Consider the following 21,896-nt stretch of genomic DNA (forward strand, 5'->3'; position numbering starts at 1 on the left):
ACGGCCTCGGCCTATAAAATCTGTTTCAGGATCCCGCCGCCCGCCGCGAGTCTTTGATTCAGTCAGACAGCGATTCAGTCAGACAGCCATTGGCGCACATACGCGTCGATGAGCTCGCGCACGGATTCGGACTTGATCACCAGACCGAGGTCGATCATTTCCGAGCCGATGAAGCGGTTGTCGTTCTGCGCCGGCACCGGCCCGGGCACGAGCTGGTTGGCCTCCTCGCGGAAGAAGACCTCCGCCACCACGCCGGCAAACCATATCGTGCGCGCCGCATCGCCGCGCGGGCGCAGCGGATCGTCGCGCACCACGAATACCGGGCTGCCGCTCGATCCGGGATACACCGCGGCGTCGATCAGGAATTGCTTGCGTCCCTCGAAGTCAAGCTCCAGCGGCGTGGCGGTGGTGCCGCGGCGCAGGATGGGCATGAGGTTGACCTGATCCCACACCCCGCTGGGATAGCCGACGAACAGCACTTCCTCGAGCGCGTCGAAGCCTCGCACCGCGGCCGCATCGGGAATGCGCTGGCTGTCGATCGCGTGGTAGTACAGTTGCACGCCAAGATCGCGCGCCGCACGCTCGAGCGGCCGCAGCGGCACGATGGCGAGGTCGACCGCGGGATCGGGATGGAGAAACCACGCCGCGGGGAAGTCGTCGATGTTGAGCTGAAAACGCTGGCCGAATGCCGGCCTGCCTTCGCTCGTCTGAGTGAACACCAGGCCGCCGCGGCGAACGCCCTCGACCAGATGCCGGTTGGTGACGATGAACGGCGTATTGCCCTTCGCGTGAGCGTGGCTGAGGATGAAGGCCGTGCCGGAGCCGGCGCTGCCGTCCTCGAGTTCGGTGTCCACCCGCACGGTTGAGAACAGCAGCTTCTTTGCTATCGAGTCGATTTCCATGGAGCTCACGCGTGCGCCATAGCGCGTTGGTTCAGGCGCTCGATCGCGGCCACCGCCGCGCGTTGCGCCTCCTCGGCCTCGGCTTCATTGCCCATCATGGTCAGGCGGCCGAAAGAACCGAAGGCTTTGACGTCCACCAGGGTAATGTGCGCGGCCTTCTCGGCCTCATTGGCGGCATACATGATATAGCCCGCCGGCTCGACCTCCAGGATGAACATGCTTTTGCCGGGCAGGATCATCGAGCCCTTCCGCAATTGGCGGTTGATCAGCGTGGCGTGGTCGGGCGTGATGGCGCGGATAATCTCGTTCCACGCAATCTTACAGCGCAGCCGAGAATCCATCGTCGTGTTGAGCTGCCTGAGGATCAGTTCGCCGGCGGCGAGCACCTCGCTCTGGTTGCGGAAGTGAAGCTCCATCGAGCCGAAGGCACGCTCGACGACCTGCTCGCCCATGCGCACATTGGTCTTCTTCAAAGCGATATCAGAGAGGTTATGCACCGCCATGCCGGGAGCGACTTCGATCCACATGCAGGCATCGCCCGGCACAGGCAGGAAGCCCTGCGAGGACGTCGCGATATAGGACGCGAGCTGCGGCTGCAGCGCGTCCATGAACACGTAGGTTCGCAGGGTGATCTTCATCCTCGGCCCACCCTCACCGCGTCAGGCTCATGTAGAGCATCGGCAGTTTTTCCGGCAGCCGCTCGGCCTTGTCGATCACGGTGAAGTTCTTCATGCCGAAGATCCGCGACACGTATTGGTCGGCATGGGGATCGAGCGAAAGCGCATAGACCGTAATGCCCTGGCGGCCGAGCTCTTCCACCGCGACCTTGGTATCGTGGCGCAGGTATTGCGGATCGGTGACGTCGTTGTCGGCCGGCTCGCCGTCGGTGACGACGAAGATGACGCGCTTGCTGCTAGGCTGCAACGCCAGATAATGAGCGGCGTGGCGCAGCGCAGCACCCATGCGGGTGGAGAGTCGCCCTTTCATCCCCGCCAACCGCGCCTTGACCACGTCATCATACGGCTGATCGAAATCCTTGAAGCGGTGGTAGTGCACATCGTGCCGGCCGTCGGAACAAAAGCCATGAATGGCGAACGGATCGCCGATGCGGTTCAGCGCGCCCGCCAGCAGTACCGTTGCGGCGCGCGTGAGGTCCATCACCGTGTAGTCGTGGCCGCGGACCTTGTCGTTGGATGACTCGGACATATCCAGCAACACCAGCACCGCCAGATCACGCAGCGCGCGCTTGTAGCGCATCATGATGCGCGGATCGTGCTGCTGGCCGATGCGGATGTCGATCATCGCGCGCACCGCGGCGTTGATGTCGATCTCGTCGCCATCCTCCACGTTGCGGATGCGCTGCATACCCTGCGGCACCATCGACTCGATCAGGAATTTGAGTCGCGAGATCACCGGCTTGTGCTCAAGGATGATGCCCTCGATCACCTCCAGTTCGCCCATCACGGGGTGATACTCAAGCAACGTCACCCAGTTCGGACGCTCAAGCTGGATCTGATAGTCCCACTCCGGATAGTGGAACGGCTCGGAAACCGGCGGGCGGCCTTCGAGCGAGTTGATGCTCACATTCTCCTGGTCGAGATAGAACTCGGTCGGAAGCTCCCATACCTCCTGCGCATCGTCGCCGGCGAACTCGACGTCGACCTCGTTGACCATTTCCATCACGTTGACTTTTTTGCGCACCTGCTGGCGGGTCTCCCAGGTGGCGGCCATCACCTGCGCCTCGTCGTATTCCTCCAGAAACCAGACGGCGCGATTGTCGTCGCGATAGACGGCGCTGAGCGCATCGGTGACTTTGTTGTAGGTGGGCAGGTCGAGCTCGAACAGGTGGTGTGACAGATCCACGCCCAGATTCCAGCTCACCTGGTTGCTCTCCAGATCGGACTGCGCGCGAAACGCGGCCACGCCCTGGCGCACGAACGGATCCGGGTCGGTTGCATCGGGATCGAGCAAGGCGCGGGCGAGGCGATCGAGCAACTCCCCCACCGTTTGCGGCGAGGCCGAATAGTCGAACACCGGATGCAGCGCCAACCAGGCCTGGCGCATTCCGGGAAATTTGCGGATCGCCAATTCCTCGACGCGCGCATCCTCGAACAGCTCGATCAGCGCCATCTGCACCGGCAACAGTTGCTGCATCGAAAGCGGCGTCTGGGTGAAGACAAGATGCGCGGCGCAGTGGTTGACGGCCGCGCGGTAAAGTTCAAGCGCGCTGACGATCCGCTCGGGCGCGGTCGCATCGCCCTCGGGCTTATAGTCGTCATAGGCGTCGGCGACGTGGATGACGTAATGCTCGATGTACGGCTTTAGCCCTTCACGACTCTCGAAATCGCCGGCGGTCGGGCGCAGAAAGAAATCGCGTCCCCAGATCGCGCGCATGTAGATGTTGAGCCGCCGCTGGATGTCGACGAACAGCGTGCCTTTACGCTCCTGTTGCAGCACGGCCATGGCGTCGGCGCTCTGCAATCCGAAATAGGCCGCCTGCCCTTCGAAATCAGCCTTGTACGCCTGCGCTCCCCATTGCACCCAGCGGCGCAAGCCGCCCAGAGTGAGCTGGCTCAGCAGGCGGTCGAGATTCTCCAGCATCGGCCGCAGGCCGCGCGGAGCCTGCGCCAGCATGATCTCCAGCACATTGAGGTACTGGCGAAACAGCTCGGCATCACCCACGCGGTGCGCCGCCAGCGGCGCGGTGCTGGCGATCAGCGCCAGAACCTGCCCCGAGGTCTTCGACGCCATGCCCAGTAGGAAGTTGACCAGATCAGGCAGCACCTCCTCGCCGATGGCGCGCCCGACCTCCGGCATGGACTGGATGAAGCTCACCACCAGGTCCTCGCCGCGACCCAGTTCATGCAGCGCCACCGCACCTTTGAGATAGTTGCTCAGCCCGCGCGGGCTGATGGCGCGCGCAGCCTCGTTCCAGGAGGCGCGCAGCAACTCCTGCGCGCGGCCGGGCAGTTCGTCGAGAAGGTCCTGGAATTCGTGAAGGTGGATGGCCATGATGTTTAAGTTCGGACTACCCTGGCGATGCTGGCCCCGGCCGACCTGTCGTTTCCTTTCTCACCTCGCGTCTGCCAACCGTGGGAGACGCTCAGAAATATGTCGTCACCGCGGAATCAAGCGCGTTGCGCATATCGGGATCATCCGTGATGGGGCGCACCAACGCCACGCGGCAGGCAGCCAGCGGCGCCACGCCGCGGGAAATCAGCGAGCCGGCGTAGATCAGCATGCGGGTCGAGATACCCTCATCCAGTCCATGGCCTTTGAGGTTGCGCGCATGTTCGGCGATATGGACCAGCTTCTTTGCCGCGTCCAATTCCACGCCGCTCTCGTGCACGACGATCTCGGCCTCGACCTCGTGCTCAGGGTAATTGAAGTCCAGCGCGCCGAACCGCTGCTTGGTCGACTGCTTCAGATCCTTCATCAGCGACTGGTAGCCGGGGTTGTAGGAGATGACGACCTGAAAATCCGGATGTGCTTCGACGATCTCGCCCTTCTTCTCCAGCGGAAGAATGCGCCGGGCATCCGTCAGGGAGTGGATCACGACAGTGGTGTCCTGACGCGCCTCGACCACTTCGTCGAGATAGCAGATTCCGCCGAAGCGGGCCGCCATGGTCAAAGGCCCATCCTGCCAGCGGGTGCCGTTGGCGTCGAGCAGGAAGCGGCCGACCAGATCGCTGGCGGTCATGTCTTCGTTGCACGCAACGGTGACCAGCGGCTTGCCGAGCTTCCACGCCATGTATTCAACGAAGCGCGTTTTGCCGCAACCTGTCGGCCCCTTCAGCATCATCGGCATACGGACCGAATAAGCAGCCTCATAAAGCGCGATTTCATCGGCGACCGCACGATAGTACGGCTCCTTGGCGACGCGATAGGCGTCGAGCGCGGCCGTGGCGCCGCTCGTGTGCGTCGCCGCGACCGGCGCAGCTTCGCTTCGCGCGGAGGCGGCAGCCGGCACGTGGAAGGCGGGGTTTCGTCGCGGAAGGTAACCGCGGCTGCTGAGATCACCCATGATCTGAACTCCTGCAAATCTCAATCCGGCCAAATGCGGTCGGGAAACAGTTCCTGCGCACTCTCCGGCGGCGCGGCCGCCATTGATTGTGGAGGCGCAGGCTTGGCGGCGGCCGGCTTGCTGGCGCCCGAATCCGGGCGCGGCTTCTTGGAGCGAGCTTCAGCCTTTTCAGCCGGGGCGGACTCCGCGCCGGTCTTGGCCTGACGGACGCTGCTGGCGAGCTTGTCTTTGATGCTGGTCATGCAAGGATCTCCTCTATGAGGCCTTCGATCTCCGCGACCGCACTTTGGCCGCGCGCCCCTAGTTGGTAGGCCGACACGCCCTCAAGCGCGGCGGTCTTGTAGATGCCGCGGCGACGCACCGCAGTACGAAGTACCGGCAGTCCGAACTCGGCCAACGCCTCTTGCATCGCCGCCGATAGCGCGCTGCGCGTCTCGATCTGATTCGGCAGCAGGTAGGCGCGCAGCCGGGGATTATTCCGCCGAGCGTCATCGATGTCCTGCGGCAGCCTCAGGCTGGCCCACAAATCCATCGGCGAGGGCAACACCGGAATGACGGCCACGTCACAGCTTTGCAGCGCCAGCGCCGCCGCGCGGCTGTCGACCGCCGGCGGACAGTCCAGCACGACGAAGGGATAGGCGCGAAAATCCCGCCGCAGATCGACAACGCCGGATCCCACGCGCAGTTGCTTGACCGTCGCCGGAAAAGTTTGCGTGCCTGCCGCGGCCCATTGCGTGGCCGAGCCCTGCGGATCAAGATCGACCACGACCGCGGATGCCCGGCGCGCCAGCCCCGCACCGAGATGCATGGCCACGGTGGTTTTGCCGGCGCCGCCTTTCTGGTTGATCACCGCGATGACCAGTGGCCCGCTCATCGCTCACTCCCCGCGCCCGGCTAGAGCAGCTATACGCCCGGCGAACCGTTCGTCCTCGGCGCTCAACGCGGTGTCGTCGGCCGCCCCGATCGTGATGTTGACATAGGTGGTGCCGAAATTGATGTTCTGCGGATGGCGCTGAACCTCCTCGGACAGCGCCGACAGCGCGTCGAGGAAGGCGCGGGTCTGCGCGTATTGCGCAAACGCGAAGCGGCGAAACAACGTCGGCGGCTTGTCGCGGCGCTCCCAACCTTGGAAATCATCAGTCATGGGCGTCCTACCCCGGTTCGATCTGGGTTACGTGTCGAGATACGCTAGCGCCTCCTGTAGCAAGGCTTCGAATAGCGACGCGGCGCCGTTACCGCGCAACCGTCGGCGCGTCCATCAACGCGTCGACATCAATCCGCAGGACCCCGACCCAGAATCCGATGCCAGACCCGGCCGCGCCGCGGGCAACCGCCCGCCGCAAGGTGTCGTGCCCGGCAGACCCTGCCGCGCCATCCAACGCCCGGCATGACCTGGTCTGCTCCGCCTCGCAGCATGGCGCATGCGCCGACTCGTCAGCATCTGCCCACCGGCGTGAGAGCACGCTGGGAGAAGATGCCGCCGCACGCCGCCAGCGCTTGGTTGAGCGCGCGTGCGAGCCAGGATTTGCCGATCGATCGCCATGACGCTCTCCGCGCAGGATCAGCTGCGGGTGGACGTGACCTCGGAGTCGCGGCCGCCGTTCGAGTCAGGCTTCGTCGGCAGGATGCCCTCGACCTCGCTGTGCACGCGCGCGATGATGTGCGCTGCCACCAGACCATCGCCCACGCGCTCGCAGGCGTCAGCACCGGCACGCACCGCCGCGTTGACCGCACCGGTTTCGCCGCGCACCAACACCGTGACGTAGCCGCCACCGACGAACTGCCGGCCGATCAGCCGGACTTCGGAAGCCTTGGTCATCGCGTCGGCCGCTTCGATCGCCGGAACCAGCCCGCGAGTTTCGATCATGCCCAGGGCGATGCCGTTGACGTGTGTTGCCATGTCGTAGTCCTTCCCGTTACTTACCGTACAAAAAACCGTGCTTAGGCGCTCGGCGTCTTCGGCAGGATGCCCTCAACCTCGCTGTGCACGCGCGCAATGATGTGCGCGGCCACCAGACCGTCGCCAACGCGCTCGCAGGCGTCAGCACCGGCACGCACCGCCGCATTGACCGCGCCGGTCTCGCCGCGCACCAGCACGGTAACGTAGCCGCCGCCGACGAATTGACGCGAGATCAGGCGCACCTCGGCGGCCTTGGTCATCGCGTCCGCCGCCTCGATCGCCGGAACCAGTCCGCGCGTTTCAATCATGCCCAGGGCAATACCCATTATCTCAGCCATTTGTTCGCTCCTTGTTGTCGAAATAAAAGAAACTCAAGCCAGTCACTGCACCCTGACGCCCGCTGCGCGCGCGCCGCTCTGCTCTTTGCTCACCGCGTCATGCCTCTTCCTCCCAGCCATCGATGATCCCGCAGATGGCCAGATCGGTCGCCACTGTTCGATCGGGCATGGCCATGCGTGCGGCCGTGCCGGCGGCGGTGAATACCCATTTGCCAGGGGGGGCTCCGACAGGATCGGTCGCGACCGATATGTCTCCCTTCTGGCCCTTCAGAATGCGAAGCGAAGCCGAACCCATCTCCGGCACACGCCGGGTGCAGACAAGTTCGTCGACCACGCGCCAGACTTCCATCACGATGCCTCCGGATTCCAGTGGTCGATAATGCCGACGATGGTCAGATCGGACGGATAATCCTTGGCTCCCGCCGCATCGCGCGCCGCGGAGGAGCCCACGCAAATCACCCAGTCGCCCGGAATGCAGCCGACGGCGTCGACCGCGACGCTGCGCGGCCCGTTCGGCGTTTCCTGAACGACAAGAAGCGGACGATGACCCATGGCATCGATGCGATTGGTCGACACGAGGGTGGTTCTTACACGCATGATTTTCATGGCGCATACATCCTCAATGATCGTCGACAGGGTCATCGGCGACGAACACGCAGGTCTCGTCGCCTGCGCGTTCACTCACCGCAATCGCGCAATTGAGCAGGCCCCGGGCGGCGAGATCCGGGTAACGCGCCTCGATCGCGTCGCGCACCCGCCGACCCCGCGCGATCGCCCGCTCGCGCGATTGAGGAATCCGCGCGTCGTACTCAAAATGCACCAGTACGGGCACCGGCAGACCATGCGCCACATTGAGTTTGGCGAAGATTTTGATCCCGACGTCCATGTCGGGCGCACCCTCCTCGATCGTGTCGAGATGCGCGAAATAAAACAGATTGCGCAATTGCAGCGACCTCACCGCATGACCGGCGACGATGCATTCCTCGTCGTGCCCGATGGTCTTGTAGCGCCCGGTGTGGTGCTTGATGACGTATTCGATCTGGGACAGGTTGGCTTCGGCCAGCGCCAGCACCAGGCGGCGCACACCCTCGTTCATACGGCCATTGCCCTGGTCCCGGCCACCCATGCCTTCCGCGCCGGCAACGATCTCGGCGATGCGGGTCCGCGCCGCGTCGGACGGAAGCCCCAGGGTGTCGCGATAGACCTGCGCGGTTTCGAAGTAGCGATGGGCGTTGAGTTCCCCGAAGCCATCCGGCAAATGGATACGCAACGCATCCAGGTCCGTGTCAACACCGATCAGCAGGACGTCCGGCGCGGCGCCTGCGCCAAATGTCTGATCGACAGCCGCCCGCAACTCGTGCAGGCGCTGCAGCGCGGCCTGCGTGGCCTGACGATCGTTGCTGCCGTGGGCCGCGCAACCATGACCGTCGGGTGAAGAACTGCTGAAATGATAAACAGCGATCTTGAGGAAGTTCAGGCGGTCGCCATCGACCATGGCGCCCGACAACCGCTGGACTTCGCGGCGCGCCCAGTCCGCCACGTCGGCCTCGACGTCGAACAGCGCGCCGGCATAGGCCTTCACCCGTACATTCGGTCCGGGCAAAATGCGCAACACATAGGGGCTGACGCCCTGCAGCCGGCCGTCGGAACAAGGGCTGATGTCCACGGTGTGATAGCCGCACGAACGCAGGAAGTTTTCGTCCAGCGGCACGCGCTGGCGCCAGCCGACCTGCTCGGTCTGTGCGTTTTCGACGCTCGATTTCAGCGCGCTGAATATGCAGCGTGAATGCAGTGCGGACAAATCCAGCCCGCACACCCACGCATCTTCGAGCAACTGCGCCGGCAGATCGAAGCCGAGCTGCTCGCGGGCAAGCTGCTGCGAGCGCTCGATGAAGCTCTCGTCGTGCTGATGCGCGGAGATACGCTTGAGCACATCGACGATGCGGGTAAAGCGCGAGCGTACTTTTCGCTCGTAATCGAACAGCAGGCGATTGAGATCGCGATCGACCAGCGCATGTTCGCACATCTGCCCGCCGCCAACAATGCACGCCGGATGATGGGGCATGGCCTCCACCTCGGCCGCAGCCGCGGCAACCGGGCTGGGCTCTCGTCGCAGGGCCTGAAGGCGTTTGCGCGTGTTCATATCCGCGATCCTCAGCCGCGCGCCCCACCGGAGACGGTCACCGTAGCACCGCGCCGGGTATTGCCAGCCGATCCGGTAATGACCGACTCAGGCACTTCAGGCCGCTCAACGCTACGGAAGGCCATGGCGCTCGTTCCGGCTCCGCGCGGCTGACCGCGCATGGAGGGATTTCGCGCCAGGCTGGACGAACCCTCGGTGCCGGTGACACGGCTGTTGCCGTCCCAGGCGTCTCCCGAGACACGTCGCCCCTGCTGACTGCCCTCGCCGCTCAGGCGCCGCGCAGCAGGAAGCGAATGCTCCTCGTCACGCGGACGTCGCGTTTGACCGCCGTGCCGGAACTCCGGGGTGCCGGTGATCAGGCCATCGGCCTTGTTGATCGGGCCGGTGATGCGCGAACTGCTCAGGCCGCTGCCGGTGATGACCTCGGTCTGCCGCTCGCGCGCAGCCTCCCGAGCTGGAATGTTGATGCTGAAATCCCGGGGAGCGGGCGGGCGTTGATCCGCATCCCGCGCGCGGAAGCGGTCGCTCATCGCACATTGCCCGGACGAAATATTATCCAGCCCAAGGTAAGGCGTTCCCGAAATCGGCTCACACGCGCCACGCTCGTCGCCGGTGACCTGCGATCCGCCCGCGCCCGGCCGATCGCCGGTGACCACGGTGGAAGGAATCACCGCACTGTCGCGGATCCGCGCGGCCTGCTGCTCGCGCTGCGGCGCCTGGCAGAAACCGGTATACTGGCCCTGACCGATGTAGGGGGTGCCGCTGATCGGCGAACAGGTCCCGGCTTCGTTTCCGGTCACATGTTCCGCGCGTCCAGCAGCGATGCCCGTGATCGTCTGGCCGCGCAGCGTGGTATCGACCACGACTTTGCTCACCGGCGAGACGGTCGGCACCGCCTCGACCGGACATACGGCGGCCAACTGGCGGGTGCCAATGTAGTCCGTGCCGGTGACGGGTTCGCACCCATAAGACTCGTCACCGGACAATTTTGGGCTTGGGGCGACCTCCGAACCGGTCACGGTCCGACCGCGCAGCGTCTGCATCTCAGACACCTTCCTGGGGCTGGGCGTTTTGCACAACCCGGCGAAGTCGGCAGTGGTGTAGTACTGGCTGCCCGTGATGCTGCGGCAGGAGCCGACCTCGTTGCCCGTCACCTTGGCCGACCGATCGACCGCGGTCCCCGAGACGATCTGCTCGTCGCGGGTGGACATCACGCTGACCTTTCGCGGGCCTCCTCCCGGCGGCGGAGTTCGACAAAAGTCGCGAAATTGTTCAACCGTGTGATACTCGGTGCCGGTAATCGGGCGGCAGCTCCCGGCCTCGTCGCCGGTCTGCCGTTCGCTGCGGCCGACCACCGTGCCGGTGACGGGCTTGCCCGCAGCCGTATGGGTGATCGCCACCTTCGGGGGCGCGTCGTCGGTTTCTCCCTGACTGTAACGCGTGCCGGTGATGGCGCGGTCGGCGCCATGTTCGACGCCCGTGACGCGGCGCGGACGATCGACCAGCGCGCCGGTGACGGTCTTGCCCTTGTCGGTGCTCGTGAGCGCCACCTTCTGGGGCCGCGCATCCGGCCGCGCCGAACAGAATTGCTCAAAGCGCTCGGCGGAAAGGTATTCCGTGCCAGTCACGGGGCGACAGGCTCCCGCCTCGTCGCCGGTGGTCCTGGTGGAGCGTCCCAGCGCGGTGCCGGTGACGCGCTGCTCGCGCAGCGTGCTGCTGACCGCGACCTTGGGCACGGTCGGCTCGGGCCGGACGCCGCAGAGCGTCTGGAACTGCTCGAAGCCGATATACTCGGTGCCGGTAATGGCGCGGCAGGAGCCCGGCTCATTGCCGGTTACCTTGGAGATGCGCTCCACCTGGGTCCCGGTGACCGCCTGCCCGGAGAGAGTGTGCCCCTCCTCGACCTTGGGCGGCGCCTCGACCACATTGCGGGCGCGTATCCGGCCGGTCGGGCGAGTGCCGGCGCCAGACGCCTTGTCGACCCGGCCCGCCAGTGCCCGTACCATCCGATGCTGCATCGCAACCTGACGGCCGGTCGCGCCCTTCAGCATGGCGCTCTGCCAATCCTGCTCCGGCATCGAGGCAGCGATCCGTGTCGCCTGGGCGACGCGCTTGAGACCCTTCTTGCCGTCCTGGTTCAGCGCGGCACGGCGCATTTTCGCGAGCGCGCGACCGGACGATTCCACCGGATTTACGGCTGGACGCGCAGCCGCCGGCGCATCGATCCGCACCGCCTCGATCTGCGCCGCTTCCTTCCGCTGCGCGCCGTGGCTGCAACCACATTGTCCACCGCAACTGCATTGCCCGCCACAACCGCAGCCGCAATCAGAGTTGCGCACTTCCGTGGGAGCCGGACGCCGCGGACGCACATGCGCCGCCGGACGGGACGCCACGCCCTGCCCTGCGTTCTTCAACGCCGCTTTGCCGACCGTGGACAGCGCCTGCCGGCGAGCCCTTGCCGCGGACTTCGGCGCCGTCGGCTGGATGATCGCAGCCGAAGCGGAAGAAGATGCCGCCGATGCGGCCTGAGCATTGCTACGGGTGGAGCTGGCGACATGCGCCGCATTGAGCTGCAACCGGCCGGCCGCGGAGCGCTTGTCGGCTTGCGCCACGACGGCCCCGGCCTTGCCGTGACGCGCCATGGCCTGCCGGCGTTGAAGCGCCAGTTCACGGCCGGATAGAGCTGCAGTGGCATGACCGGGGGCGACGTTTGTCATTCGGACCTCAGCACAAAGAACTCGATGAAGGGGCGGCGCCGATGCGCCGCGCCGCGAGCAGGTCATGGGCGCCGAATCGAGTCGGCTCCAGCACCCATTTCATCTCATCAGCGGTACACGACGAATGCCATGCCCTGACTCTGAGCGTAATTGTCGTACGCGACGAAGCGCACCATCTGATCCGGGAATTCGCGGTGGCAGGCTTCGATCTCGGCCACCACGGCGTCGACGGACTGCTCGCCGAACAACGGCAGCTTCCACATGTACCAGTAGCTCGCCTTGGCGGGCGTACCCTTCTCGGTGTGCTCGACCGCCGGATTCCAGCCCTGCGCGATAGCGTGAGCGATCTGACGGCGCACCTGCTCGGGCGTCATCTGCGGCAGATAGGAGAAGGTCTCGTATTTCTTGAGCGAACGGTAGGCTTGAACGGCCATGACTTAGTCCTTTCGGTTTTGCTGCGCGGCGGCGCACCCACGGAGCGCGCCGCCCACCGTATCCGTCGACCGGCTTACTTGTTGGCGATGGCGAGCTTGTCCATCGTTTCGAACTCGAACTTGATCTCTTTCCACGTTTCCATGGCGATCTTCAGTTCAGGCGAGTGAGCGGCGGCGGCGGTGAGAATATCCTTGCCTTCCTTCTCCAGATGACGGCCCTCGCCGCGCGCCTGGACGCAGGCTTCGAGCGCCACGCGGTTGGCGTGCGCGCCTGCGGCGTTACCCCAGGGATGGCCCAGCGTGCCGCCACCGAACTGCAACACCGAATCGTCGCCGAAGATCGTGACCAGCGCCGGCATGTGCCAGACGTGGATGCCGCCGGACGCCACGGCGAAGCCGCCCGGCATCGAGCCCCAGTCCTGATCGAAGAAGATGCCGCGCGAGCGATCTTCGGGAACGAAGGATTCACGCAGCAGGTCGATCCAGCCCAGTGTGGACGCACGGTCGCCTTCGAGCTTGCCCACAACGGTGCCGGTATGCAGATGGTCGCCGCCCGACAGACGCAGAATCTTCGTCAGCACGCGGAAGTGGATGCCGTGATGCGGGTTACGGTCGATCACCGCATGCATGGCGCGATGGATGTGCAGCAGCATTCCGTTGTTGCGGCACCAGTTCGCCAGACCGGCGTTGGCGCAGAGGCCGCCAGCGAGGTAATCGTGCATGATGATCGGAGCGCGGATTTCCTTGGCGTACTCGGCGCGCTTGTACATTTCCTCGGGCGTCGGCGCGGTGACGTTGAGATAGTGACCCTTCCGCTCGCCCGTCTCCTGTTCCGCCTTCTGGACCGCTTCCATCACGAAATCGAAACGGTCGCGCCAGCGCATGAACGGCTGGCTGTTGATGTTCTCGTCGTCCTTGGTGAAGTCCAGACCGCCGCGCAGCGCTTCATAACAGGCGCGGCCGTAGTTCTTCGCGGACAGGCCGAGCTTCGGCTTGATGGTGCAGCCCAACAGCGGACGGCCGTACTTGTTGAGCTTGTCGCGCTCGACCTGAATACCGTGCGGAGGACCGCCGCAGGTCTTCACGTAGGCGATGGGGAAGCGAAGATCTTCCAGACGCAGCGCGCGGACAGCCTTGAACCCGAACACGTTGCCCACCAGCGAGGTGAACACGTTGACGACCGAGCCTTCTTCAAAAAGGTCGATGGGGTAGGCAATGAAAGCGTAATAGCAGGTATCGTCGCCCGGCACGTCCTCGAGGCGATACGCGCGACCCTTGTAGTAGTCGAGGTCGGTCAGCAGATCGGTCCACACCGTGGTCCAGGTGCCGCAGGACGACTCGGCAGCAACCGCCGCCGCCGCTTCTTCGCGATCCACACCAGGCTGCGGCGTGATCTTGAAACACGCCAGGATATCGGTGTCGAGAGGCACGTAATCCGGCTGCCAATAGCTTTGCCGATATTGCGTGACGCCGGCCTGGTACGATTTGACTGCCATATTCGAGGACTCCTTCATGCGCGCTTTTGCGGTAAGCGAACGACGGGCGAGGACCTACCGCTGTGCGGTGGCCATCCCCCCACCCGGCCCGGGGATGACGTTCGTGGGTCTCAGCAGGGTCTGTGATTCAGCCGGCCCCGCGATTCACGAGCCCTGAACATAGAAGATGACCCGCATAAACACTAATTGTTATTTTTGATCATATACATTAGAGTAACTTATATATTGGCCATGCATCTCACTCTCAGACAGCTCCAGATCTTCGACGCCGTGTTGCAACAGGAGAGCTTCACGCGCGCGGCCGATGCTCTGCATCTCACGCAGCCGGCGGTCTCGATGCAGATGCGGCAGTTGGAAGAACAGATCGGCGTGCCGCTGTTCGACCATGTCGGAAAAAAAATCCGGCCGACCGACGCGGGCCGCGAGTTGCACCGCCACACCACGCTCATCGGCGCCAAGATGCGCGACCTCGAGTCCGCGATGGAAGAGTTCCGCGGTGTCCATCGCGGAGAACTCGACCTCACCGTGGCCAGCACGGCCAATTACTTCATGCCCAAGCTCATCGCAGCTTTCTGCGCCTGCCACGCCAGAGTGCAGGTGCGCCTGCAGGTGTCCAACCAGACGCATATCCTTGAGACGCTTTCGGCGGCGAATCAGGATCTGGCCATCATGGGGCAGCCGCCGGAAGACAGCGAGCTTGTCGCGCGCGCGTTCCTCGACAACCCCCTCATGGTCATCGCCTCGCCCGAGCATCAGCTGGCCGGACGCCGCAAGATCCCGCTGACGGAATTGGGTTGCCAGCCGTTCATTACACGCGAGCCCGGCTCCGGTACGCGCAATGCCGCGGAACGGCATTTTTCGCGCCTCGGCGTGGAGTTCAACTCGGTCATGGAAATGAGCAGCAACGAGGCCATCAAGCAGGCCGTCGAGGCCAGACTGGGGCTGGGGATCCTCTCGCTGCACACCCTGGAACTGGAACTGGCGATACGCCGCCTCGTCACCCTCGACGTGGAAAGTTTCCCCATCGTGCGGCAATGGTTCGTCGTCCACCGCAAGGGCAAGCGGCTATCGGCGGTGGCGCAGTCCTTCCTGGCGTTCATCACTCAGCAGGCGCGGCCGCTGGCCTCGCCCAAACATCCGCAGCAAACGCCGTTCACCCCATGAATTTCACCAGGCGGCCGACCTGGATGTCGCTGACGAAAAGCACTCCTGAATGGGCCTCGAAAAACGGCTGGAAGCCCTCGAGCAGCGGATCGAACAGGCTTTGCGGCACGGCGGCGATGATCATGATGAGAACGTCATCTTCATTGAACATCAAGTGCCCTTCGTACATGCCGTGGGCGCCCTTCCCGGACAGATTGCCGATGATGGTGTAGCCCTTGACTCCGGCGCGATCGAGCAGATCAGTGGCAAATTCCCTGTGCTCGCCCTGGAGAATGATTTCCAGCTTCTTCAGTGGATGCAGCTTGATCTCGTTCATGCGAAGTATTCCTTCTCGGCGGGAGCGATCAGCGGGGGACGCTCCTCCCATTGGCCGTTGTTGAAGATAAAAGGCTTATAGCCCTGGGTGGGGTCGATGACGATGGCGCGTATCCAGCCGCCGAGCACCAGGCTCTTGACCTTGACCACGCGCTGCAGCACGCCGCCGGCGAAGTCCAGCGGCGCCTCGATCAGCGCGATCAGGCGCATCGGCTCGTGGTAGGGGCGTCCCTCGCGCATCACCGTCTGCATCGGCAGGCCGGTCCGCAGATCGCTCAGGCTGCCGGTCATCACCCCGAAGCGGCCGGACACGTTGTGGTAGACCTTGCTGCCGCTGCCCAGATGGGCATTGTCCACGGTGGAGAAGAAGTGTTCGAGATTGATCCACTGGCCCACCACCACCGGGGCTGCCAGCAGGTTTTCCAGCAGCCGGCCCTTGGGGTCGCAGCGCCAGTCGTAGGACAGCAGGAAGGCGGTGCCCTGCAGGTCGGAGTTCTCGGTGAGCGCGCGGCGGCCGACGATGCCGTATACGTTCCCCGACAGTCCCCATTCGGGGCGCACCTGCGCCCAGTCCACCGCCAGGCGGTTCGCCAGGCGCAAGGCTTCCGCCGGTTCGAGTGACTTCGCCTCCGGCAACAGTTTCGGCATGCGCTCGGCCGCCGTCAGGCGCGAGGCCGCTCGCAGGCCCTCGCGCAGGCGTTCCAGATACACCAGGTGGCGCGGCGGCAGCAGGTCGAGGTCGGACAGTTCGATGGCGTCGGTGGTGGTGACATGCAGCGCGGGCATGAACCAGGTGTCTTCCGGGATGGTGATGCCCATGGCCGCCAGCCGCTCGCGCACCGCGGGCTTGTTGGCCATCTGCGCGAACACCCGGGCGTTCACGATGCCGCTGGCGCCGCCGCAGGCGCCGCAGTCCAGCGCCGACTCGTAAGGGTTGTTCTCGGTCTTGCCGCCGTGGCCGACAACCAGCACGAAGCGCGAGAAGGTCTGGGTCAGCCCGATCATGGTCAGGGCCGTGTGCACGTAGTTGACCTGCTCGTCGAGCGAGTAGCCGATGCGTCCCAGCCGCTCGAGCTGATGATTGGCGTAGTCGGCATCGACGCCGTAGACTTGGCGCAGCTTGTCGATGAACCCGGCCTCCTGCGTCTGCGGCACGCCGAACTCCGTGCGCAGCCGCGTCGGTCCGTCGCGGCGGCGCAGCGCGATCTCGCGCAGCTCGCGGATCATGTCGTCATCCACCCGCTCGCGCTCGATCTTCAGTTCGTCATGCAGCGCCTTGACGATCATCGCCCGCTGCAGGGTGCGGATGATGGAGTCGGCCTGCTCGCGGCTGAGCTTGTCCACCAGCAGACGGGTCACCGGCTTTTCGGTATCCATGCGGCTGCGCCAGCGGCTGTAGCCCAAAGGCGCCAGGGTTTTGCCGAACAGGTCCAGCCCGAACAGCATGCCCACCGCCTCCACCGTGACGTAGGGCGAGAGCACCGACTTCTTGAGATCGTGCAGCGCATGGCCGAGCGTGCTGACGAAATCCTCGTTGTGGGGGTCCAGCGCGGCGGGCAGCTCCAGCACCAGGTTTTTGGGCGTGATCACCGCCGGGCAGTAATGGCTTTCGCTGCCCTTGCCGTAGCCGAGGAAACCCACCGGCACGCCGAAGAAGCCGGCGATGCCGAAGGTCTGGTAATTACCCACGCGCTCCAGGTGGCGGCGGATGGGTTCGGCTCGCACGTCGATGCAGAACCAGGCCTGCGCGAACGGCCGCTTGTCGGGTGGCGGATCCTGCGGCGCCTGCACCTGGGTGAGCAGCTTGTCGATGGCCTGCCCCTCCATCGCCAGGGTCCACACCATGCCTTCCTGCGGCGCGAAGTCCCGCAGGCCCTGCAACAGATTCCCGACGTCTTCCGGCGCCAGCGCATCGAGCGCGGCGGCGGCGTTCGCGGCGGTGGCCAGCTCGCGCAGCGCGGCGGCCTGTTGCTGCCCGAGCCGGGCCTGCCACAACGGCCAGTAGCGTTGCAGGAGATCATGGCAGCGGGCGCCGTTGCCGCGCGCCAGCGTGTCGTCGATGCGCTGCGCCCAGTCGGGCAGCACCTCGCCGCTGTGCAGCGCGTGGCGCAGCACGCATTCCGCGCCGCGTTCGCGCACCACGGCGCTGAGCTCGTCACGCCGCATCGGCGTGCCGCGATGGCGCGCGCTTTCCTGCAGCAGCGCCAGCCCCATGATCAGCCGGATCGCCAGCAGGTCGACGATATCGGCCGGGTACTGCTGCGCCCAATAATAGTGCTTGGCCGAGGCGCGCCAGCGCACGAAGCCGGTCCAGCCGTGCAGCCGGGTGAGCACGCGGGTGAAGTAGGTCGGCCAGGCGTCGGCGCTGATGCCCATCTCCTCCATGACGTAGACCACCGCGCTCTCGGCGTCCTGCACGCGGTCGAGAATACGCGGCATGTGCAGACCGCGCAGGAACATGCGCGCGTTGCGCCGCGTCAGCTCGCTCCAGGCGGAGAACAGGCCGCGCTCGCGACCGGGCATCCGCCAGGCGGACTGGTCTTCGTCGAAGAAATCAAGACAGTTCTTAATGACGAGTTCGTCGAGCTCCTCGGCGAGCTCGGTGCCCCACAGGGCATCGACCGCCTCGGGCAGGGTGAGCGCGTGCAGGCGCTGTTCAAGCCCCGGCAGCAGCGCGGCAACGTCCACGGACTGCGCGGAAGGCGGATGGCCGTGCAGCGCGGCGTGGACATCCTTCGCCCGCGCGCCCCGCACCACCGCATCGCGGTCGTGCGGCGTCTGCATCTGCGCATGCAGCCAGCGCGGCCAGTCGACGCCCGGAACCGGAGGCAGGTCCTGCGAGCGCCGCCCCAGCTCCTCGTCGAGGGTCTCCCGCCGCACCTTGCCTTCGCGCTGCCAGCGCTGGTAGTCGCTGCGCGGCAGGAACATGCGCGCGTGAAACAGCTCCGCGCCGCGACGCACCGCCTGCTCGAACGGCATGTCCTCGAGGCCGTAGAGCGGGTTGTGATGAATGAAGGTCCGCATCGGCCAGAAGAACGGCACCGGCTCACCCGCCACATAGGCGGTCGAGCGCACCCGCAGACGCCGGCCGAGGTTCAATGCATCCACCATGACCATCCTCCGATCGAAGCCAGAACCGCGGCAACGGCAGCAAGCATCAGCCCCAGGCCAGCGCCGTATGACAGATCGACTGTTCCCGCAGGACGCGGCCATTCTTTCCCGAACAGGCCGTGCTGCCACAGGATCGCGGCCGCCCAGCTCCACAGCAACCATACCGCGAGCACAACAGCCGCCAGACCTGTGGGAATCTGCTGCAACACCGCAAGCATGGCGAAGAACCCGGGGAACGGCGGCGCCGCCAGAGCCGCAAGCATGGTCACCACCAAGGCCCAGGTCAGGCGCGGAAAGGCCGGACCGATCCGCCCACGCAGCCCGAGATACGCCCCTCCGAGACGATGGCTCAGGCTGGAGCCGAGAACCATCAGCACCGCGGCGGGAACTGTCACCGCCAGAGCCACGAACACCAGCGTCTTCCCGTGCAGGCCATGCAGCCACGCCAGCCACACCAGCGGCCAGGCCGAGGTCGCCTGCAGCCGCGCCCAGATGAACACCTCCTGCACTGAAAGCAGCCGCCAGGCGTAGAGAAGCGCGGTGAACGCGGCCAGCAGTTGCAGCGGAAGGATGAATTGCTCAGGCGGTGCGGCCGCCTGGTTGAGCAGCCACGCGCCCGCGGTGGGGAAAGCCACAAGCGCCGGAACACGCAGCCAGACGGGCAGCACCTGGAGCCCGGCGTTGAACAACATGCTCAGGGGAAACAGCGGCAGAAGGATCAAGGCAAGGAGCAAAGCGATCATGGCGGTCAGACCCAACGCAGCCAGATGTTCACCCGCTTGGTCGCGCTCAGCGTGCCGCGCGCCAGTTGGGTGTAGATGTAAGACACGTAGAACTCTCGCGAAAACAGGGCGTAGAGATAGAGGTAGATGGCATTCCACCGCGTGCCGGGCTTGCCCTCGAATTCGAGAGAATGGGCATAAAAGGTGGCCAGCCAGGAGCCGACAAGCGCGACCGTGACGAGCACCACGAGAGTGTCGAAAGCCAGGACATTGATACTCGCCGCGGCATAGATGGCGTCGCGCAACTCGGCATCCGGGTAGAGGAAGGTCTCGAACGTATGAGCGATCAGGGTGTAGCCGACCACCACGATGAAAAAGGACAGAAGGACCATGGTCAGTGTGCGCAGCGGACTCTCGCTGGGCATCTTATGAATGGAGAAGAACAATTGCGCGCCGGTGACCCAGCCGAAGAACAGCAGCACCACAGAACCCTGCTTGTGGAAGAAATCCGCCGCCACCATCCCATGTGACAGACCCAGCACCAGCGCCGGCACCAATACGGTGGCGAGCGCGGCCAACAGCCATGGCACTCTCTGGACTTCGCGCAGGGGACGGCGTTCGACCACGAAGCTGTAGATATCATCGGGCGGCACGCCATCTTCGCGGCGGCTGTCGCCGATCACGTTGCCCGCATTGAGAAACAGCGTGGCCTTGAACAGTCCATGCGCGATGAGATGATAGACGGCGAGCGAAAACGCGCCCAGCCCGCATTCCATGATCATGAAGCCCATCTGCCCCATGGTGGAATAGCCCAACGATTTCTTGACGTCGTTCTGCGTGAGCATCAGCGCCGAGCCGATCAGCGCCGTCACCAGCCCGACGATGAACGCCAGGTGCAGCGCGTCGGGCGCGTGAACAAACACCGGCGCGAAGCGGTTGAACAGAAATCCGCCGGCGTTGACGATGCCCGCATGCATCAGAGCCGACACCGGCGTTGGACCGTCCATCGTATAGGGCAGCCATGTATGCAGCAGGAACTGCGCCGAGCGGGCAAACGCCGCCAGCGCCAGCAGCATCCCCGCCGTCGGAACCACCGCCACTCCACCTAGCTGCACGTTTGGATCGGCACCGATCCGCGCGAACAGTTCCGGCAACTGGGCAGTGCCATAGCCATGCCACAACAGCAACGCCGCGCCCACCAATGGCAAATCGCCCACTCGATAGGTCAGAAACGTCCATAATGCATAGCGGCCGCTGGCCTTGCGGCTGGTATCGAAGCCGAGCAGAAAGAACAACAGCACCCCGACCAGAAACCACGCGACCAGCAGCGTAAGCAGATCGCCGGCGATAACCATCATCAGGATCACGGCCGTCATCAGGTCCAGCATGGCGAAAAACCGCACATAGCCGGGTTCGTCGGCCATGTAGCGCACCGAGTACACATGCACCACCAGGCTGATAGCCGACACCAGCACCGCCATCGCCACCGCGAGATTGTCGAGCAACAAAGCCGCCGGCCCGAGATGCGCCACCGTCACATCGCCCTGCGGGGCACGCAGCACCGCCACCAGCAACGCCACCGAGACCACGCATGTGACAGCCGTCATCGCCACGCTGAGGCGCGCCGCCCGTGCTTGCTGACCAGATCCTGCCAGCGGAGCCACTATCGCCGATAGTACCGGGAGCGCCGGCAATGCCACCAGACACCAAGAGACCCATTGATCCACGGCAACACTCCTTGTTGAGTCGGGATGGCGCGATGTCGAAGCAGTCGAGATATTCGAAGCAGTCGAGAGGACCCGCGCTGCTCCCGCTGGCCGGAGCAGGCTGGCGTGGGCATCATATAAGGCAGTATCGAATAAGAAGAAATTTGAATTTCTTATTCAACCCCCAAAGTAAGCTAATATAGTTTGACCCTGACGCTTATTGAATCGTTTTCAGGCAAGAGAACTACCATGGCTAAATACGTCGGACTTGATCAAGACACACACGGGATAACCGCGCTGGGGCGAACCGTGCTCGATGCGCGCGTTTTCGGACTCATCCCCGAAACGCAGGATTGCGCGGGCTGGGACGCCGGGCAGATGCAGGCGCTGATGAGCAAAGTGAACCACCTTTGGGATCAATACGGTAACGTTCCCAGTGCGTTGCCGCCGGAACTGGCCGAGCGCCACAATCGCGTTTATACCGAGGCCATCGCGCGCGCCAAGGCGCGCGGCTGGAACGCTGAACTGGACGACAACGATTAGCTTGGATGAACCGGCTGTACCCGCCAAGTTCGGATCTGGCTTTTGCGCGATCAGGCTGGAGAGTTGCGGATGACGGGCGCCGCATAACGGTGTGTGACGACGCGTCGCATCACCTCAAGCTGGCCAGGCCGGTTCAAAGTCTGACAACGAAAGGCCATCGCACTCAAACGGCGCGAAAATTCCTGGATATGTTACAAGGCCACGCATCATGAGCGTTCTGGACGTCTATGTATATGTGATCCCGTTTCTGGTGATCTCCGCTACCATTGGCGCGGTTTTGTGGAATCGGCGGAAGATCAACCGCGCCCGCGCATCCCACATCAGCAAAAAACCTGAGGACGAGAGCCTTTCCGCCTCCGACTGAACTCAGAGTCCCTCACC

At 64.5% G+C, this 21,896-nt stretch carries 22 protein-coding genes; 3 read left to right on the forward strand and 19 right to left on the reverse strand.

What is annotated here, in order from left to right; translation table 11 throughout:
• Nucleotides 1–74: 74 nt before the first annotated feature.
• The 15 genes from ACMYR2_RS11105 to ACMYR2_RS11175 form a co-directional block, all read right to left on the reverse strand.
• Nucleotides 75–902, reverse strand: a complete 828-nt coding sequence (locus ACMYR2_RS11105) for a serine protease (RefSeq protein ID WP_347264267.1) — start codon at nucleotides 900–902, stop codon at nucleotides 75–77.
• 5 nt (nucleotides 903–907) lie between these two features.
• On the reverse strand, nucleotides 908–1,510 hold the full coding sequence (locus ACMYR2_RS11110; protein WP_416192911.1) for a hypothetical protein: 603 nt from the start codon (nucleotides 1,508–1,510) through the stop codon (nucleotides 908–910).
• Nucleotides 1,511–1,553: 43 nt separating this feature from the next.
• Nucleotides 1,554–3,914, reverse strand: coding sequence for a nitric oxide reductase activation protein NorD (locus tag ACMYR2_RS11115; protein WP_347264268.1), 2,361 nt, complete (start codon nucleotides 3,912–3,914; stop codon nucleotides 1,554–1,556).
• Nucleotides 3,915–4,005: 91 nt separating this feature from the next.
• Nucleotides 4,006–4,926: a CbbQ/NirQ/NorQ/GpvN family protein gene (locus ACMYR2_RS11120; protein ID WP_416192912.1), complete on the reverse strand. Its 921-nt coding sequence runs from the start codon at nucleotides 4,924–4,926 to the stop codon at nucleotides 4,006–4,008.
• A 20-nt stretch (nucleotides 4,927–4,946) separates the two neighbouring features.
• Nucleotides 4,947–5,168: a hypothetical protein gene (locus tag ACMYR2_RS11125; RefSeq protein ID WP_347264269.1), complete on the reverse strand. Its 222-nt coding sequence runs from the start codon at nucleotides 5,166–5,168 to the stop codon at nucleotides 4,947–4,949.
• Nucleotides 5,165–5,800 (reverse strand): ParA family partition ATPase, encoded by a 636-nt coding sequence (parA, locus tag ACMYR2_RS11130; protein WP_347264270.1) that lies wholly within the window; start codon nucleotides 5,798–5,800, stop codon nucleotides 5,165–5,167. The genes ACMYR2_RS11125 and parA overlap by 4 nt, the downstream gene beginning before the upstream one ends.
• A gap of 3 nt (nucleotides 5,801–5,803) precedes the next feature.
• Nucleotides 5,804–6,070: a 4a-hydroxytetrahydrobiopterin dehydratase gene (locus ACMYR2_RS11135; RefSeq protein ID WP_347264272.1), complete on the reverse strand. Its 267-nt coding sequence runs from the start codon at nucleotides 6,068–6,070 to the stop codon at nucleotides 5,804–5,806.
• A 417-nt stretch (nucleotides 6,071–6,487) separates the two neighbouring features.
• On the reverse strand, nucleotides 6,488–6,826 hold the full coding sequence (locus ACMYR2_RS11140; protein ID WP_141384995.1) for a BMC domain-containing protein: 339 nt from the start codon (nucleotides 6,824–6,826) through the stop codon (nucleotides 6,488–6,490).
• Nucleotides 6,827–6,867: 41 nt separating this feature from the next.
• On the reverse strand, nucleotides 6,868–7,164 hold the full coding sequence (locus ACMYR2_RS11145) for a BMC domain-containing protein (RefSeq protein WP_011315227.1): 297 nt from the start codon (nucleotides 7,162–7,164) through the stop codon (nucleotides 6,868–6,870).
• A 97-nt stretch (nucleotides 7,165–7,261) separates the two neighbouring features.
• Entirely contained in the window at nucleotides 7,262–7,513 is a 252-nt protein-coding gene (locus ACMYR2_RS11150) for a carboxysome peptide B (protein WP_347264273.1), read from the reverse strand.
• Nucleotides 7,513–7,770 (reverse strand): carboxysome peptide A, encoded by a 258-nt coding sequence (locus tag ACMYR2_RS11155; protein ID WP_347264274.1) that lies wholly within the window; start codon nucleotides 7,768–7,770, stop codon nucleotides 7,513–7,515. The genes ACMYR2_RS11150 and ACMYR2_RS11155 overlap by 1 nt, the downstream gene beginning before the upstream one ends.
• Nucleotides 7,771–7,783: 13 nt before the next feature.
• Nucleotides 7,784–9,307 (reverse strand): carboxysome shell carbonic anhydrase, encoded by a 1,524-nt coding sequence (locus ACMYR2_RS11160; protein WP_347264275.1) that lies wholly within the window; start codon nucleotides 9,305–9,307, stop codon nucleotides 7,784–7,786.
• 11 nt (nucleotides 9,308–9,318) lie between these two features.
• Nucleotides 9,319–12,024, reverse strand: a complete 2,706-nt coding sequence (locus tag ACMYR2_RS11165; RefSeq protein ID WP_416192913.1) for a CsoS2 family carboxysome shell protein — start codon at nucleotides 12,022–12,024, stop codon at nucleotides 9,319–9,321.
• A 107-nt stretch (nucleotides 12,025–12,131) separates the two neighbouring features.
• Nucleotides 12,132–12,458 (reverse strand): ribulose bisphosphate carboxylase small subunit, encoded by a 327-nt coding sequence (locus ACMYR2_RS11170; protein WP_011315232.1) that lies wholly within the window; start codon nucleotides 12,456–12,458, stop codon nucleotides 12,132–12,134.
• A 74-nt stretch (nucleotides 12,459–12,532) separates the two neighbouring features.
• The gene (locus tag ACMYR2_RS11175; protein WP_416192914.1) at nucleotides 12,533–13,954 is read right to left on the reverse strand and encodes a form I ribulose bisphosphate carboxylase large subunit; all 1,422 of its coding nucleotides are present in this window, start codon (nucleotides 13,952–13,954) and stop codon (nucleotides 12,533–12,535) included.
• Between the two features lie 231 nt (nucleotides 13,955–14,185).
• On the opposite strand from ACMYR2_RS11175, the gene ACMYR2_RS11180 reads away from it, so the two are divergent.
• On the forward strand, nucleotides 14,186–15,118 hold the full coding sequence (locus ACMYR2_RS11180; RefSeq protein WP_416192915.1) for a LysR family transcriptional regulator: 933 nt from the start codon (nucleotides 14,186–14,188) through the stop codon (nucleotides 15,116–15,118).
• Here ACMYR2_RS11180 and ACMYR2_RS11185 read toward each other — a convergent pair.
• From ACMYR2_RS11185 to ACMYR2_RS11200, 4 genes are read right to left on the reverse strand one after another with little or no spacing between them, the layout of a single operon-like run.
• A complete protein-coding gene (locus tag ACMYR2_RS11185; RefSeq protein ID WP_416192916.1) occupies nucleotides 15,108–15,434 on the reverse strand; it encodes a P-II family nitrogen regulator in 327 nt (108 codons plus the stop codon). The two genes, ACMYR2_RS11180 and ACMYR2_RS11185, sit on opposite strands and share 11 nt — an antisense overlap.
• Nucleotides 15,431–18,544, reverse strand: coding sequence for a DUF2309 domain-containing protein (locus ACMYR2_RS11190; protein ID WP_416192917.1), 3,114 nt, complete (start codon nucleotides 18,542–18,544; stop codon nucleotides 15,431–15,433). Before ACMYR2_RS11190 ends, ACMYR2_RS11185 begins: the two co-directional genes overlap by 4 nt.
• Entirely contained in the window at nucleotides 18,529–19,287 is a 759-nt protein-coding gene (locus ACMYR2_RS11195) for a hypothetical protein (RefSeq protein ID WP_347265145.1), read from the reverse strand. The genes ACMYR2_RS11190 and ACMYR2_RS11195 overlap by 16 nt, the downstream gene beginning before the upstream one ends.
• 5 nt (nucleotides 19,288–19,292) lie before the next feature.
• Nucleotides 19,293–20,993: an NADH-quinone oxidoreductase subunit L gene (locus ACMYR2_RS11200; protein WP_347265144.1), complete on the reverse strand. Its 1,701-nt coding sequence runs from the start codon at nucleotides 20,991–20,993 to the stop codon at nucleotides 19,293–19,295.
• A gap of 228 nt (nucleotides 20,994–21,221) precedes the next feature.
• Here ACMYR2_RS11200 and ACMYR2_RS11205 point away from each other — a divergent pair, with 228 nt between their 5' ends.
• Together ACMYR2_RS11205 and ACMYR2_RS11210 are read left to right on the forward strand one after the other, a co-directional pair.
• Nucleotides 21,222–21,515, forward strand: coding sequence for a hypothetical protein (locus ACMYR2_RS11205; protein WP_347265143.1), 294 nt, complete (start codon nucleotides 21,222–21,224; stop codon nucleotides 21,513–21,515).
• A 208-nt stretch (nucleotides 21,516–21,723) separates the two neighbouring features.
• A complete protein-coding gene (locus ACMYR2_RS11210; protein WP_347265142.1) occupies nucleotides 21,724–21,879 on the forward strand; it encodes a hypothetical protein in 156 nt (51 codons plus the stop codon).
• The last annotated feature ends 17 nt before the right edge of the window (nucleotides 21,880–21,896 follow it).

It is taken from the genome of Nitrobacter sp. TKz-YC01, assembly GCF_047824785.1.
In the GTDB taxonomy this organism is placed as follows: Bacteria; Pseudomonadota; Alphaproteobacteria; order Rhizobiales; family Xanthobacteraceae; genus Nitrobacter.